Raw genomic sequence first — 15,800 nt, 5'->3', positions numbered from 1 at the left:
GGGAGCCTACCCGTCCATGCAACGCGACGACGCTTTCCTTCGCGCATGGCGCGACTCCGCCACCCAGGCCCTCGACCCCGAGGACGAAGATCGCGCACGTCCGCCGCTGCAATTCCGCACCCTCTGGATCTCCGACCTGCACTTGGGCACGCCCGGCTGCCAGGCCCGCGCACTGCTCGACTTCCTGAAGCACACCGAGTGCGAGACCCTGTTCCTGGTCGGCGACATCATCGACGGCTGGCAGCTCAAGCGCCACTGGTACTGGCCGCAGGCGCACAACGACGTGATCCAGAAGCTGCTGCGCAAGGCACGCAAGGGCACGCGTGTGATCTTCATTCCGGGCAACCACGACGAGTTCGCCCGCAAGTACCTGCATCACAACTTCGGCGGCATCGACGTGGCCGACGAATGGATCCACGAAACGGCCGACGGCCGCAAGCTCTGGATCATCCACGGCGACCTGTTCGACGGCGTGATCCAGTGCGCCAAGTGGCTCGCCTACGTGGGCGACTCGCTCTACGAATTCACGCTCAAGCTCAACCGCCACCTCAATTCGCTGCGCGCGCGCATGGGGCTGCCGTACTGGTCGCTCTCCAAATACCTCAAGGGCAAGGTCAAGCGCGCCGTGAGCTACGTGGGCGACTTCGAGAATGCCGTGGCCCGCGAGGCCCGCAACCGCGGCGCCCAGGGCGTGGTCTGCGGCCACATCCACCATGCCGAGATGCGCGACATCGACGGCATCCTCTACTGCAACGACGGCGACTGGGTCGAGAGCCTGACCGCATTGGCCGAGCACGCCGACGGCAGCCTCGAGATCATCGACTGGGCCCGGCACATGCCCGTGCCGTCGAAGGCGGCGGCGACGCGCGAAGCCGTCGCGGCCTGAGAGGGCTGTTCCCCGTTCGATCTTCGTCCGATCCGACGATGCCGCCCGGGCATTCCGGGCGCACACTGCGTGGTGCATTCCAACGGGACGACACCATGGCCTGGACCCTCAGCGCGGCGGAGACCGCAGTCCGAGACGAAGTGCGCGACTTCCTCGCGCGCGAACTGACGCCCGAGCTGCGCGCGGCCGGCCGACGCTGCTCCGGCATCTTCACCGACTACGAGTACGGCAACCGCTGGCACCGCATCCTCGCCAAGCGCGGCTGGAGCGTGCCGCACTGGCCCGTGGAGCACGGCGGCACCGGCTGGACGCCGATGCAGCACTACCTTTTCGCGAGCGAACTGGCGGCGGCCGACGCGCCGCCGCGCGCGCCCATGGGCCCCGGCATGGTCGCGCCGGTGATCATCGCCTTCGGTGCCGAGGCGCAGAAGCGCGCCTGGCTGCCCGGCATCCGCTCGGGCGAGGACTACTGGTGCCAGGGCTACTCGGAGCCGCAATCGGGCTCCGACCTGGCTTCGCTGCAATGCAGGGCAGTACGGCAGTCCGGCGAAGGCGACCACTACGTCATCAACGGCACCAAGATCTGGACCACGCACGCGCAGTACGCCAACCGCATGTTCTGCCTGGTGCGCACCGCCTCGGGCGGCAAGCCGCAGCAGGGCATCAGCTTCCTGTGCTTCGACATTCCCGCGCCGGGCATCACCATCCGCCCGATCATCAGCATCTCGGGCGACCATGAGCTCAACCAGGTGTTCTTCGACGACGTGCGCGTGCCCGCCGAGGGCCTGATCGGCGAGGAGAACCAGGGCTGGGCCATCGCCAAATATCTGCTGCAGCACGAGCGCGGCGGTGCCTGGGCGCCCATGCTGCGTGCGCGCCTGCGCCGCCTGAGCACCGCGGCCGATGCGGCGTTCGCGGCAAACACCGGCCATGACGGCCATGACGGTGATGAGGCCGGCGACATGGCCCTGCGCCTGGCCGAGATGGACTGCGCCATCGACGCGCTGGAAGCCACCGAGCTGCAGTCGCTGCGCGCGCAGGCACGCGGCGAGCCGCACGGCATCCGTCCGTCGATGGGCAAGGTGCTCGGCTCCGAGCTGCGCCAGCGGCTGACCGAGCTGGGCGTGGAAATCGCCGGCCATTACGCCGCCGCCAGCCTGCCGCTGGACGACGGTCTGGCGGGCGAACCGCCGATCCCCGAAGAGGCCGTGTTCTCGATGTCGGCCTACCTCAACGACCGCGCCGCTTCGATCTATGCCGGCTCCAACGAGGTGCAGCGCAACATCGTCGCCGCCCACCTGCTCGCCCGCTGAGTCCGCCGCCATGAACACACGCACCGGACAGGAAGACACCCTCTCGATGCTGCGCGACAGCCTCGCGCGCTACCTCGACAACCACCACGGCTTCGAGCAGCGCCTGCATGCGCTGGCCAACGCCGGCGATGCGCCGCCGCCGTTTTGGCAGGGCCTGTCGCGCGAACTCGACCTGCTGGGCGCGGCCCTGCCCGAATCGCACGGCGGCATGGGCTTGGGCATGGCCGCGCACCTCGCGCTGATGGAAACGCTGGGTGGCGCGCTCGCGGCCGAGCCGTACCTGTCGACGATGGTCATCGGCGCGGGCCTGCTGCAGCGCCACCCCGGTACGCTGGCCGACGCCTTGCTCGCGCGCGTCGTCGCGGGGCAGGCCGTGCTGGCCTTTGCGCACGGCGAGCCGCAGAGCCGGCACGACCGGGCCGACGTACGGGTGCGCCTGGTGCGCGAAGGCGACGGCTTCCGGCTCGACGGCCACAAGGCAATCGTGCAGGCCGCGCCGTGGGCCGGCCACCTGATCGTCAGTGTGCGCAGCCGGGGCGCCCCCGGCGATGCGGACGGGCTCTCGCTGGTCGTGGTGCCGAAGGGCGCGCCGGGCCTGCGCATGCGCGCCTACCCCACGCGCGACGGCGCTCGTGCCGCCGACATCGTCTTCGACAGCGTGCGCGTACCGTCCGATGCCTTGCTCGGCATCGAAGGCGAGGCGCTGCCGCAGATCGAGCAGGCGCTCGACGAGGCCACGCTCGCCGTCTGCGCCGAGTCCATCGGCGTCATGCGCCGGCTGATGCGCGACACGCTCGACTACCTGCGCCAGCGCAAGCAGTTCGGCGTGCCGATCTCCAGCTTCCAGGTGCTGCAGCACCGGCTGGCCGACATGCACATGGCGCTGGAACAGGCCGATGCGCTCACCGCGAGCGTGGGCGAGTCGATCGACGAGGCCGCGCCGCATGAGCGCGCACGCGCCGTGTCGTCCGCCAAGGTGGCGGTCGCCAAGGCCTGCCGGGCGGTGGGACAGGGCGCGGTGCAGATGCACGGCGGCATGGGCATGACCGAGGAACTGGCCGTGGGCCACTACTTCCGGCGCGCCACGCTCATCGAGACCCAGTTCGGCCCGCCCGCATGGCATTTGCGCCGCGTGGCGCGGTGGCGAGGTGGCGCGGCCTGACTCGATGCATCGGGCGCCGCATTCGTCGTTTTGGACGATGCAGCGCCGCCGCCCGCGCGCCAAGATGGCCGCTCGCAACAGGAGACAAGCCATGGCAGGCCCATTGCAGGGACTACGGGTGATCGAGATGGCGGGCATCGGCCCCGGGCCGTTCTGCGCGATGCTGTTCGCCGACATGGGCGCGGAGGTGCTGCGCATCGAGCGCCCCGGCACGCGCACCGCGCCGCACGACATCCTCGCGCGCGGGCGCAGCACGCTGCAGGTCGACCTGCGCGCGGAGGGCGCGGCGCAACAGGTGCTCGAAGCCATCGAAAAGGCCGACGTGCTCATCGAAGGCTTTCGCCCCGGCGTGATGGAACGCCTGGGCCTGGGCCCCGCGCCCTGCCACCAGAGGAACCCGCGCCTGGTGTACGGCCGCATGACCGGCTGGGGCCAGCACGGCCCGCTGGCGCATGCGGCGGGGCACGACATCAACTACATCGCGATCAGCGGCGCGCTGCACGCCATCGGCCGCGCTGGCGAGCCGCCGGTGCCGCCGCTCAACTACGTGGGCGACTTCGGCGGCGGCGCGATGCTGCTGGCCTTCGGCATCCTGGCCGCGCTGCACGAGGCGAAAAGCTCGGGGCAGGGCCAGGTGGTCGACGCCGCCATGACCGACGGCGCCGCGCTGCTGTCGGCCATGATGTACGGCTTCAAGTCGGCCGGCCAGTGGAGCAACCAGCGCGGCGAGAACATGCTCGACGGCGGCGCGCACTTCTACGACACCTACGCCTGCGCTGACGGCAAGCATGTGGCCGTGGGCGCCATCGAGCCGCAGTTCTATGCATTGATGCGCGAGCGCTGCGGCATCGCCGACGACCCCGCCTTCGACGCGCAGATGGACGCCGACCGCTGGCCGGTGCTCAAGCTGCGCATGGCGGACATCTTCCGCACCCGCACGCGCGACGAATGGTGCGTGCTGCTCGAGGGCAGCGACGCCTGCTTCGCCCCCGTGCTCGACTGGGACGAGGCCCCCGCGCATCCGCACAACGTGGCGCGCGGCACCTTCGCCAGCGTGGGCGGCGTGGTGCAGCCCGCGCCCGCGCCGCGCTTCAGCCGCACCGCGCCGTTGGTGCCGCCGGCCGCCGCGCGCGACGACGGGCCGACCGTGCTGCGCCGCTGGGGCGTGGCGGCGGAGGCCATCGCGCCGCCGGGCGCTTCCTGAACGAAAAAGAAGAGCAACGAAGAACGGAGACAGACCCCATGTTCCTCACCCAACCCCTGCACAAGGGCCGGCGCGAAAAAGGCAAGGCCACCGCCGTGGTCTGCGGCGGCACGCGGCTCGACTTCGCCGGGTTCACCGACCGCGTCGCGCGCCTCGGCGCGGTGCTGCGGCAGCTCGGCATGCAGCCGGGCGACCGGGTCGGCATGATGAGCCTCAACTCGCACCGCTTCGTCGAATACTTCTTCGGCACCTGGTGGGGCGGCGGCGTCATCAACCCGGTCAACATCCGCTGGAACCCCAAGGAAGTGGCGTACTCGCTCGACGACTGCGACACCCGCATCCTGCTGGTGGACGACGTCTTCGCGCCCATGGCCGCAGAGCTGCGCCGGCTCTCCCGCTCGCTGCGCACCGTGGTCTATTGCGGCGACGGCGCGGTGCCCGAAGGCATGCTCGGCTACGAGGCGCTGCTCGCCGCCACGGAACCCGCCGAAGATGCCCCGCACGGCAGCGACGAGCTGGCCGCCGTCATGTACACCGGCGGCACCACCGGCCAGCCCAAGGGCGTGATGCTCACGCACGGCAGCCTGTGCATCAACGCGCTGGGCACGGTGGCCGCGCTGCCGCGCGACACGCAGGACGCCGCGGCCATCGTCGCGGCGCCCATGTTCCACGTGGCCGGCTGCGGCGTGGCGCTGCAGAGCCTGATGCGGCTGGTGCCGGTGCACGTGGTGCCGGTGTTCGACGAGCTGGCGGTGCTGCAGACGCTTCAGTCGGCGCGCATCACCGAGATGTTCCTGGTGCCCACCATGATCAAGCGCGTGATCGAGCATCCGCGCTTCGCGGAGTTCGACCTCTCCAGCCTGCGCCTGCTGTCGTACGGTGCGGCGCCCATCGACGCGGCGCTGCTCGACCAGGCCATGCGCGCCTTTCCGGGTACGGCATTCGCGCAGGTCTACGGCATGACCGAGCTGTCGCCGGTGGTTACCGCGCTGCCGCCGTATTGCCACGCGCCGGGGCCGGATCGGGAGCGCCTGCTGCGCTCGGCCGGCACGCCCATCTCCATTGCCGAGCTGCGCATCGTCGACGGCGACGACAACGAAGTGCCCTTCGGCCAGGTCGGCGAGATCGTCGCGCGCGGGCCGATGGTCATGAAGGGCTACTGGAACAAGCCGAGGGAAACCGAGGCCGCGCTGCGCGGCGGCTGGATGCACACCGGCGACGGCGGCTACATGGACGAGCAAGGGTTCGTTTTCGTGGTCGATCGCATGAAGGACATGATCGTGAGCGGCGGCGAGAACGTGTATTCGGCCGAGGTCGAGAACGCCATCGCCCAGCTCCCGCAGGTGCTGATGTCCGCCGTGATCGGCGTGCCCGACGACAAGTGGGGCGAGCGCGTGCACGCGGTGATCGTGCGGCGCGAAGGCATGGCGCTGGAAGCGGAGGCCGTCATCGCGCATTGCCGTGAGCAGATTGCCGGCTACAAGTGCCCGCGCAGCGTGGAGTTTCGCGACGCGCTGCCGCTGTCGGCCGCGGGCAAGCTGCAGAAGTTCCAGCTGCGCGAGCCCTTCTGGACCGGCAGGAGCCGCCGCGTCGGCTGACCGAAGAACACCTCAAGGAAGAAGAAAATGCCCATCGATTTCCGCCGTTCCTGGAGCGACGAAGACCTCGAGCTGTACCGCGACAACGTGGTGCGCTTCATCGAGACCGAAGTGCTTCCGCACGACGAGGAAGCCCGCAAGCGCGGCCACGTCGGCCACGAGGTCTGGCGCAAGGCCGGCGCGCTCGGCCTGCTGTGCGCCGACATCCCCGAGGCGTACGGCGGCGCGGGCGGCGACTTCCGCCACGAGGCTGTGTTCTACGAAGAGATGTCGCGCCGCGCGCTCACCGGCATGGCCACGTCGGTGCATGCCATCGTGGCGCACTACTTCCTCAACCACGGCACGGAGGAGCAGAAGCGCCACTACCTGCCGCGCATGGCGCGCGGCGAGATGGTCGGCGCCATCGCCATGACCGAGCCCGGCGCCGGCTCCGACCTGCAGGGCGTGCGCACGCGCGCCGAGAAGGACGGCGGCGGCTTTCGCATCAACGGCTCGAAGACCTTCATCACCAACGGCTACCTGGCCGGCGTGGTGCTGGTGGTGTGCAAGACCGACCCGGCGCAGGGCGCCAAGGGCACCTCGATCCTCATCGTCGAGACCGAAGGCTGCAAGGGCTTTCGCGTGGGCCGCGTGCTCGACAAGATCGGCATGAAGGCGCAGGACACTTCCGAGCTTTTCTTCGACGACGTGCGCGTGCCGGCCGATGCGCTGCTGGGCGGCGTGGAAGGGCAGGGCTTCTTCCAGCTGATGAGCGACCTGCCGTACGAGCGCACCATCATCGGCCTGAGCGCGCTCGCCACCATGGAGGGCGCCTACGAGGCCACGCTCGACTACGTGCGCGACCGCAAGGCCTTCGGCAAGCCGATCGCCGAGTTCCAGAACACCAAGTTCAAGCTGGCCGAGATCGCGACGCAGATCAAGGTGGGCCGCGCCTTCATCGACCGCTGCGTGGAAGACCTGGTGGCCGGCAGGCTCGACACCGCCACCGCGTCGATGGCCAAGCTCTGGGGCTCGGAAGCGCAGGGCCGCGTGATCGACGAGTGCCTGCAGCTGTTCGGCGGCTACGGCTTCATGAACGAATACATGGTGGCGCGCATGTACGCCGATGCCCGCGTGCAGCGCATCTACGGCGGCACCAACGAGATCATGAAGGAGGTGATCTCGCGGGCGCTGTGACCCGACACGGCCTGCTAGGACAGCCGCCGGATCTCCGCCCGCGCGATCTCGCGGTGCAGGTGCGAGGGCGAGATGCCGATGAACGCCGTGTATTTCTCGCGCGCCGCGGCGGTCTTGCCGGCTTCTTCCAGCGCCAGCGCCTCCATCGTGAATTCGGTGAAGAGGCGGCTGGCGTCGGCTTCCTTCGGCGAGGCCGCCAGCGACTTGGGCGCCAGCTCCGGCTGTTCCTCGTAGATGCGGCGCTGCACTTCGATCACCTCGATCAGCGCGCGGCCGATGCGCTCGACGTTTTCCTGCACCGGCTCCAGATCTGTCGCGTGGACCTCGGCGGCCGCCTGGTCCAGCAGGTGCGATGCCACGCGCAGCAGCTGGTGAATGGACTTGAGCGTCATGGCCGGGCACCCGTGGCGGGCTTCGCCGCAGCGGCGAAGCCGCGTCTGTCTTGTGCCATCAGCGGTCCTGGCCCAGCTTCGCGGCGAGTTGATTCGCGCGTTCGGCGATCGCCAGGCGCTTGGCCATGTCGTGGCCGTGTTCCTTCACCGAAAAAGCCTTGCTCACGCTGCCCTTGCCGGTGGTGTAGGTGATGGCCAGCCAATAACCGGGATGGCTGGCGTTGGGCGTCTTGAAATGCACGCCGCTCACGCCGCTGGTGTTGTTGCGCCGGGTGATCTCCGACTTCGAGCGCTTGGCCGCGCGGGGCGCTGGCGCATGGGTCGCGAGGCCCATGCGAATCGCTTCCTCGGCCGGGTGCAGCCGCACCAGCCCCTGCATGCGTTCGAGCTGCCGCTCGCGCTCGCGGATGGCCAGCGCCTGGGCCGCGTCGCCCAGGTGGTCGACGATGAAGTCGGTGCGAAGGATCTCGCCCTGCCCGATGTAGGTCTTGGCCATCCAGGCCCGCACCTGGCCGCCGGCGGACATCTGGTGGAACACGCCCGGCACGCCGGTGCTGTTGTTGGCCCTGAGCTTTTGCGCGCGCTCGCGCCGCGTGGGCGGCGGCACGCTGCGCACGATGGCGTCGCGCCAGTCCTGCGCCTGCAGCAGCGCCTGCGCCTCGCCGCCGTAGCTGGCCTTGCCGAACTGCCTGTAGTGGCGTACGCCGTTGCGCACGATAGAGACTTCGAATCCCCAGGGTCTGATGCAGATGCCGTACATGGCGGCCGGATTGGGGATTCCTTTGGGCATTCTCGACGTGCTGCTTTTCTGCGCACTGCTGTTGGCGGGCTCCCCGAACTGCGCGGCGCTCGTCGGCGCACGCATTTGCCCGCTATTCTGGCCGAAGCGGCATGGCGATCCGGCGAACCCGCACGCCCGGCCTGCCCGCCGCTGCCGAAGCCTCACAGCCGGACCTGCCCTGCCTCCGGCGCGCCGGCGCCCGCCGTGCCTTGCGAACGCGCTTCCTGGCGGTAGGCGATGGGGCCGATGGCGGTGTCGGTGCGCACATCGGTGGCGGCGCGGTTGCGGCCACCCGACAGCTTGGCCTCGAGCTGGCGCTCGCGCTCCGCGATGGCCAGGCGCTTGGCTTCCTCGGGCCCGTGTTCCTTGATGGAGAACGCCTTGCTCACGCTGCCCTTGCCCGCCGTGTAGGTGATGGCGAGCCAGTAGCCCGGGTGGCCGACGTTGGGCGCCTTGAAGTGCACGCCGCTCACGCCGCTGGAATTGGTGCTGCGCCGGATCTCGGACTTGGAGCGCTTGGGCGACAGCAGTTCGGCCGGCAGCCTGTCCTGGCTCTTGCGGATCGACTCCTCGGCCGGATGCAGGCGGGCCAGGCCTGACATGTGTTCCAGCTGCCGCGCGCGCTCCTGAATGGCCAGCGCCTGCGCATCGCCGCCGGCGGCATCGACCGGGAAATCGGTGCGCAGGATCTCGTTTTCTCCAAGATAGGTCTTGGCGACCCATGCCCGCACCCGGCCGCCCGACGCGACCTGGCAGAACACGCCCGACACGCCCGTGGTGTTGTTGGCGCGCAGCTTCTCGGCCCGCGTGCGCCGCGCGACCGGGGGGAAGCTGCGCACGATCTCGTCGCGCCAGGCCTGCGCATGCAGCAGGGCCTGCTCCTCGCTGCCGTAGCTGGCGCGGCCGAACTGCTTGTAGAAGCGGTTGCCGTTGCGCACGATCGACACCTCGAAACCCCAGGCGCGTGGGGCGATGCCATACATGGGGGCCGGGTTGGGGATTCCTTTGGGCATGGTGGCTTCGCTCCTGTCGCTCTGTGTGTCGATGACTCCCTGCGCGGCCTGCCGCATTCGGCCGGACGCTGCGCTTCCGCCGCCGCGCCGCACCATGGCAACCGCGGCAGCAGGAAGGCTCTGATCTCTCTGAGGGAATGCTATGGACGGCCAGAGGCGGGCGGTATCACCGGAATCCGTAGTATTTGTAATGCCACCGGTGGCGCCGCCTACCGGATCACGCCCAGCCGCCGCGCGATCGCCACCGCCTGCGTGCGGCTCTTCGCGTCGAGTTTCATGTTGATGTTGCGCAGGTGCGTGCGCACCGTGCTGTCCGACACGAACAGCTTCTCCGCCATCGCGCTGTTCGAATACCCCTCGGCCAGCAACTGCAGCACCCGGATTTCCTTGCGCGTGAGCGGCTCCTTCATCGCGTCGGCGCAGGATGCGGGCGCATCCGCGTCGGCCGCCGGCATCGGGCCGACGAGCTGCAGCAGGCGCTGCAGGTAGTCCGCCAGGATCGGGTCGCCGCGCGCGGCGGGCGCCTCCTGCGCCGACTGCGCATAGCGGTGCACCAGCGCGCCGACGGCCGGGCCTTCGTCGAGGATCAGCCGCACGAAGCCTTCCTGGCTTGCGGCCTGCAGCACGGTCTCGAATTCCTTGACGGCCGCCGACGCGTCGCCCGCGGCCTGCAGCGCCAGCGCGCGCAGCACCCGCAGCTTGAGCGCGCGGCGGTTGTGCGCCACGGCCAGCGCGGCATGCAGTTCGGCGTCGAGCGCGTCCAGCGCGGCGCGCGCATCGCCGAACGCGATGTCCCAGCGCGCCCGCGCCAGGGCCATGTAGTCGAGGTCGTGCGCCGGCAGGCGCTGGCGCCTCTCGCGTTCCCACAGCGCGGGGTCGTCGGCGCGGGCCAGTTCGTCGCGCGACGCGGGTCCGTTGCCCTGCAGCAGCAGCATGCGCGAGCGCTCCAGCTTGGCGCCGGCCACCACGCGCGGCAGCTGCCGGTGGTGGCCGAGGTATTCCAGCTCGGTCAGCGCCTGGAACGCGGCGTCGATGTCGCCCGCGTGGAACGCCAGCCGCGAGCGCATCACGTGGCTCAGGATCATGTGGTCCGGCAGGCCGACGTCGCGCGCCAGCGGCAGGTACACGTTCAGCAGGTGCTCGGCCTGCACGAGCTGGTTGGTCTCGTACACCGCGCCCGCATACAGCACGCCGGCCCAGGCGTTGCCGTGGCTGTGGTTGTACGACACGGCATGGGTGGAGTCGACCGCCATGCGCAGCCGCGCGGTGGCCTGCCGCAGCCGCCCTTCGTGCAGGTCGAACAGGCCGGCCAGCGACTCGGTGTACATGCGGTTGAAGGTGCTGCTGCCGCGCTCGCGCGCGGCCTCCAGCATGCGGCGCGCCTCGTGCTGGTCGCCGCGCACCGCGAGGATGTGGGCCATGCCGTTGAGCAGCACGCTGTCGGCGAACGGCAGGCCGGTGGGCAGTCGCGCCAGGCTCTGGCGGCCGGCCTCGTAGGCCTCGTCGTGGCGGTCCTGCATGGCCAGCAGCAGCGGCACCAGCGTGTGGGCGCTCGCGCGCACCTCGGGGATGGGGCTTTCGAGGCAGCCCGACTGATCGAGCATGCGCATCGCCTCCCACGGGCCGTGCGTGAAGCAGGTGGCCCACAGCGCGATGGGCTGCAGGAACGGATGCTCGCGCAGCTGGTGTTCCGGAATGGCAGAGAACCAGCGCGCCAGCATGCGCATGCGGCCCTGTTCGAGGAACTGCGCCGCGTAGCTGTCGAGCAGCGCCAGCGCATACGGATGGTCGCCGCCCTCGATGGCGTGGTCGATGGCGGGCACCGGCCGGTCGTGCGACTCGTACCAGCCTGCGGCCGCGAGATGCAGCCGCGCCGTTTCGCCGGGCTGCTCGTGCGCGAGCCGCGCGCGCAGGAAGTCGGCGAACAGGCTGTGATAGCGCCACGCGCCGCCGTTTCCGCCATCTCCGCCGTCGCCGCTCACCGGCGTGAGGAACAGGTTGGACGCGGCCAGCCGTTCCAGGATGGCCGCGCAGTCGGCGCGCGGGCACAGCGCCTGGCACACCGAGGCGTCCAGCTGCCGCAGGATGCTGGTGCGCAGCAGGAAGTCGCGGATGTCGGCCGGCTGGTGCGCGAGCACGTCCTCGGCCAGGTAGTCGGCCACGGCGCGGTCGGAACCCGAGAAGCGCTCGACGAAACCGGTCTCGGTGCCGTGGCGCTCCAGCGCCATCGAAGCCAGCCAGATCGCTGCCACCCAGCCTTCGGTCTTGCGATGCAGCTGCGAGAGCAGGTCGGCGGGCAGCGCCTGCATCGCCTGCTTTGCATGCGCCATGCGCAGGCCGAAGAAGGCGCTGGTTTCCTCCAGGCTGAAGCGCAGCCGGTCGGTGTCGATCTCGATGAGCTGCCCGCGCGCGCGCAGCCGGCCCAGGCCCAGGTCGGGCAGGCCGCGCGAGCCGATCACGATCTGGCCGCGGCGCGGCAGGTGCTCGACGATCTCGCGCACCAGGCCGAGCACCGCCGGCTCCTGCACCACCTCGAAGTCGTCTAGGAACAGCGTGAAGGGCGCGTCGTGCGCGGCCAGCGCGGCCACGGCGTCGAACGGCCCGTTGGCGCGCGGCTCGTCCACGCCCAGGCGCTGCGCGGCTTCGGCCAGGCAGTCGAGGAAGCGCGACACGTCGTTGTCGGCGCGGTCGAGCGTGAGCCACGCGGTGGCGATGCCCTGCGCCTCCATGCGCTCGCGGATCTGCGCCATGGCCGTGGTCTTGCCGAAGCCGGCCGGCGCGCGCACCAGCACCAGCTTGACGGCGGCCGCGGCGATCTCTTCGCGGATGGCGGTGCGCGGCACCTGCGTGGCGTTGGCGGCCGGCGGGTTGAGCTTGGTTTCGAGGATGCGGGGCGTGGGAGGCGACATCGGCGGGCGGGCAAGGGCGGTTGGCGCACCGGAGCCCGAACGGCCCGGATTTCCGTCGTTTCCGACGATGCCGCCGCCGATTCTGCTTCCTAAACTGGCCCGCGGAAACCGCCACTTACCCTGCAAGGACCGCATCTCATGCAACTCGATTCCAGCATTGCCGCCGTCGTCACCGGCGGCGCTTCCGGCCTCGGCGCCGCCACCGCGCGCCGCCTGGCCGGCCACGGCGTGAAGGTCGCGCTGTTCGACCTCAACGCCGAACAGGGCGAGGCCCTGGCCAGGGAACTGGGCGGCGTCTTCTGCAAGGTCGACGTCACCTCCGAAGAGCAGGTGGACGCGGCCTTCGCCAAGGCCCGCGCCGCGCACGGGCAGGAGCGCGTGCTGGTCAACTGCGCCGGCACCGGCAACGCGGTGAAAACCGCGAGCCGCGACAAGGCCACCGGCGAGATCAAGCACTTTCCGCTCGCCAATTTCGACCGCATCATCCAGATCAACCTGGTGGGCACCTTCCGCTGCATCGCCAAGTCGGCCGCCGGCATGCTCACGCTCGGCATGCTGCAGGACGGCGAGCGCGGCGCCATCGTCAACACCGCCTCGGTGGCCGCGCAGGACGGGCAGATGGGCCAGGCGGCCTATACCGCGTCGAAGGCCGGCATCGTCGGCATGACGCTGCCCATTGCGCGTGACCTGATGGCCGAGGGCATCCGCGTCAACACCATCCTGCCGGGCATCTTCGACACGCCGCTGCTGCAGGGCGCGCCCGACAACGTGAAGGCCGCGCTGGCGGCGTCGGTGCCGTTCCCCAAGCGGCTGGGCAACCCGGCGGAATACGCGACGCTGGCCGAGCTGATGATCACCAACGGCTACTTCAACGGCGAAAGCGTGCGGCTCGACGGGGCCATCCGCATGGCGCCGCGCTGAGCCCGCACCACCCACGAACACAGGAGACTTTCTTGCCCGAAGCATTCATCGTCGCCGCCGCGCGCACCGCCGGCGGCCGCCGCAACGGCCGCCTGGCCGGCTGGCACCCGGCCGACCTCGCCGCGCAGGTGCTCGACGCACTGGTGGAGCGCACCGGCGCCGACCCCGCGCTGGTCGAGGACGTCATCATGGGCTGCGTCGGCCAGGCCGGCGAGCAGGCCTCGAACATCGCGCGCAACGCGGTGCTGGCGTCGAAGCTGCCCGAGTCGGTGCCGGCCACCTCGGTCGACCGGCAGTGCGGCTCGTCGCAGCAGGCGCTGCACTTCGCGGCGCAGGCCGTGATGTCGGGCAGCATGGACATCGTGATCGCGGCTGGCGTGGAAAGCATGACGCGCGTGCCCATGGGCCTGCCCACCACGCTGCCGCTGAAGAACGGGCTGGGCTTCTACGTGAGCCCGCAGATGGCCAGGCGCTACCCCGACGTGCAGTTCAGCCAGTTCACCGGCGCCGAGATGATCGCCAGGAACTACGGCATAGAGAAAGCCGAGCTCGACGCCTACGCGCTGCGCAGCCACCGCAACGCCATCGCCGCGACGAAGGCGGGCCACTTCGAGCGCGAGATCGTGCCGGTGGCCGTGCGCATGGCCGACGGCACCGAGACCGGCGAACTGCACACCGTCGACGAAGGCATCCGCCACGACGCCACGCTGGAGAGCATCGCCGCCGTCAAGCTGATCGCCGAGGGCGGGCGCTGCACCGCCGCCACCGCCAGCCAGATCTGCGACGGCGCGAGCGGTCTGATGGTGGTCAACGAGCGCGGCCTCAAGACGCTGGGCGTGCAGCCGCTCGCGCGCATCCACCACATGAGCGTGATGGGGCACGACCCGGTCATCATGCTGGAGGCGCCCATTCCCGCCACCCGGCGGGCGCTGGCGAAGGCGGGCATGAAGATCGGCGACATCGACCTGTACGAGGTCAACGAGGCCTTCGCGCCGGTGCCGCTGGCCTGGCTGCAGACGCTGGACGCCGACCCGGCGCGGCTGAACGTGAACGGCGGCGCCATCGCGCTGGGCCACCCGCTCGGCGCGTCCGGCACCAAGCTGATGGCCACGCTGGTGCATGCGCTCGGCCAGCGCGGCAAGCGCTACGGGCTGCAGACCATGTGCGAAGGCGGCGGCATGGCCAACGTGACCATCGTCGAACGGCTCTGAGCCGCGCCGGAGGCCTTGGGGCGGCTTCCCGGAAGGCAATGTCAACATAATCAATAATCTCGCCCCATGGGCGCATTGCCATCCCTTCTCGACCCCCGTTCCGTCATCGTGCTGGCCGGCCTCATGGGCGTCATGATGGCCCTGGTGATGTTCTTCATGCGGCGCAGCTACCCGGCCAGCATCCGCGGGTTGAGCGAATGGGCGCTGGCGCCGCTGCTGGCTTTCACCAGCACCATGCTGTTCGCGGCGCGCGACTACCTTCCGGACTTCCTCACGATCGTGGTCGCCAACGTCGTGCTGTTCCAGGCGTGCATCCTGTATTACTCGGGCAGCCAGAAGTTCCTGCTTGGGAGCAGCGACACCCGGGGCTGGACGCTGCTGAACGGGTTGATAGGGCTGTCCATGTTCTGGTTCAGCACCGTCAAGCCCGACTTCGAGGCCCGCCTGCTGATCGTCACCTTCGCGGTGTCCTTGCTGTTCTTCGCGCATGCCCTGCTCTACCTGCGCCACCGGCCCCGCGTGTTCGGCCAGCCGCTGATGATCGGCCTGCTGCTGGCGCAGGCTGCGGTGGCGGCACTGCGCTTCGTGTCGGTGGTGCTGGGCATGGCCGGCAGCAACCTGATGGACGGCAACTGGATCCAGTCGCTCTACATCAGCATGTATTCGTTCTCGGTGCTGCTGCTGTCGATCTCCGTCATCCTGATGGCCACGGACCGCGTGCACACCGAGTTCGAGTACCTGGCCACGCGCGACTCCCTGACCGGCGCGCTCAACCGCCGCGCGCTGCTCGATGCCTGCCGCGGCGCCTTCGCATCCGACCGGCGGCACATGGCGCTGCTGATGGTGGACCTGGACCACTTCAAGGACGTCAACGACCGCTTCGGCCACCAGATGGGCGACAAGGTGCTGCGCGAGGCCGTGCGGCGCATGCAGCGGGCGGTGGGCGACGCCGGCGTGCTCGGGCGCTACGGCGGCGAGGAGTTCGTGGTGCTGCTGCCCGGCACCGGCCAGGTCGAGGCCATGGCCATCGCCGCGCGGCTCAAGCAGGCCATCGGCGAGCCCTTCGGCGCCGACTCCCCCATGGCCGAGGTCGGCTCCATCGCGGTGAGCATCGGCGTGGCCGCGAACGACGGCGGCCGGGGCGTCGACGAAGTGCTGGCGCGCGCCGACGCGGCGCTCTACAAGGCCAAGGCGATGGGGCGGGACCAGGTGATCGCGGCGGCCTGAGGCGCGG

Annotated in this window: 13 protein-coding genes; 9 read left to right on the top strand and 4 right to left on the bottom strand. The window is 70.2% G+C overall.

Going from position 1 to position 15,800, the window contains the following annotated elements; genetic code table 11:
* Positions 1 to 16 precede the first annotated feature (16 nt).
* From WIX39_RS00480 to WIX39_RS00455, 6 genes are all read left to right on the top strand, one after another.
* Entirely contained in the window at positions 17 to 886 is an 870-nt protein-coding gene (locus tag WIX39_RS00480; protein WP_285414182.1) for a UDP-2,3-diacylglucosamine diphosphatase, read from the top strand.
* 95 nt (positions 887 to 981) lie between these two features.
* Entirely contained in the window at positions 982 to 2,199 is a 1,218-nt protein-coding gene (locus WIX39_RS00475) for an acyl-CoA dehydrogenase family protein (protein ID WP_409194311.1), read from the top strand.
* 10 nt (positions 2,200 to 2,209) lie between these two features.
* The gene (locus WIX39_RS00470; protein WP_409194310.1) at positions 2,210 to 3,361 is read left to right on the top strand and encodes an acyl-CoA dehydrogenase family protein; all 1,152 of its coding nucleotides are present in this window, start codon (positions 2,210 to 2,212) and stop codon (positions 3,359 to 3,361) included.
* A 91-nt stretch (positions 3,362 to 3,452) separates the two neighbouring features.
* Positions 3,453 to 4,565, top strand: a complete 1,113-nt coding sequence (locus WIX39_RS00465) for a CaiB/BaiF CoA transferase family protein (protein WP_409194309.1) — start codon at positions 3,453 to 3,455, stop codon at positions 4,563 to 4,565.
* Positions 4,566 to 4,603: 38 nt separating this feature from the next.
* A complete protein-coding gene (locus WIX39_RS00460; RefSeq protein ID WP_409194308.1) occupies positions 4,604 to 6,163 on the top strand; it encodes a long-chain-fatty-acid--CoA ligase in 1,560 nt (519 codons plus the stop codon).
* 27 nt (positions 6,164 to 6,190) lie between these two features.
* Positions 6,191 to 7,339 carry an acyl-CoA dehydrogenase family protein gene (locus WIX39_RS00455; RefSeq protein WP_081271124.1) on the top strand — a complete coding sequence of 383 codons (1,149 nt, stop codon included), beginning with the start codon at positions 6,191 to 6,193 and terminating at the stop codon, positions 7,337 to 7,339.
* 14 nt (positions 7,340 to 7,353) lie between these two features.
* Here WIX39_RS00455 and WIX39_RS00450 read toward each other — a convergent pair whose 3' ends face one another.
* The 4 genes from WIX39_RS00450 to WIX39_RS00435 all read right to left on the bottom strand — a co-directional run bounded on the left by WIX39_RS00450 (position 7,354) and on the right by WIX39_RS00435 (position 12,434).
* Complete coding sequence (locus WIX39_RS00450; protein ID WP_081271123.1) at positions 7,354 to 7,731, bottom strand: hypothetical protein; 378 nt, start codon at positions 7,729 to 7,731, stop codon at positions 7,354 to 7,356.
* 58 nt (positions 7,732 to 7,789) lie between these two features.
* Positions 7,790 to 8,521, bottom strand: a complete 732-nt coding sequence (locus WIX39_RS00445) for an AP2 domain-containing protein (protein WP_253820029.1) — start codon at positions 8,519 to 8,521, stop codon at positions 7,790 to 7,792.
* A 152-nt stretch (positions 8,522 to 8,673) separates the two neighbouring features.
* Positions 8,674 to 9,525, bottom strand: coding sequence for an AP2 domain-containing protein (locus WIX39_RS00440; protein ID WP_106937668.1), 852 nt, complete (start codon positions 9,523 to 9,525; stop codon positions 8,674 to 8,676).
* A gap of 209 nt (positions 9,526 to 9,734) precedes the next feature.
* A complete protein-coding gene (locus WIX39_RS00435; protein WP_106936774.1) occupies positions 9,735 to 12,434 on the bottom strand; it encodes a LuxR C-terminal-related transcriptional regulator in 2,700 nt (899 codons plus the stop codon).
* A 138-nt stretch (positions 12,435 to 12,572) separates the two neighbouring features.
* On the opposite strand from WIX39_RS00435, the gene WIX39_RS00430 reads away from it, so the two are divergent.
* From WIX39_RS00430 to WIX39_RS00420, 3 genes are all read left to right on the top strand, one after another.
* On the top strand, positions 12,573 to 13,355 hold the full coding sequence (locus WIX39_RS00430) for an SDR family NAD(P)-dependent oxidoreductase (protein ID WP_106936775.1): 783 nt from the start codon (positions 12,573 to 12,575) through the stop codon (positions 13,353 to 13,355).
* Positions 13,356 to 13,387: 32 nt separating this feature from the next.
* A complete protein-coding gene (locus WIX39_RS00425) occupies positions 13,388 to 14,566 on the top strand; it encodes an acetyl-CoA C-acetyltransferase (protein ID WP_106936776.1) in 1,179 nt (392 codons plus the stop codon).
* Positions 14,567 to 14,632: 66 nt separating this feature from the next.
* On the top strand, positions 14,633 to 15,793 hold the full coding sequence (locus WIX39_RS00420; RefSeq protein ID WP_106936777.1) for a GGDEF domain-containing protein: 1,161 nt from the start codon (positions 14,633 to 14,635) through the stop codon (positions 15,791 to 15,793).
* The last annotated feature ends 7 nt before the right edge of the window (positions 15,794 to 15,800 follow it).

Source organism: Variovorax sp. AB1(2024), from assembly GCF_037482385.2.
Taxonomy (GTDB): domain Bacteria; phylum Pseudomonadota; class Gammaproteobacteria; order Burkholderiales; family Burkholderiaceae_C; genus Variovorax.
Note: the sequence above shows the minus strand (reverse complement) of the source record. Positions and strands in the feature narration are given on the sequence as shown.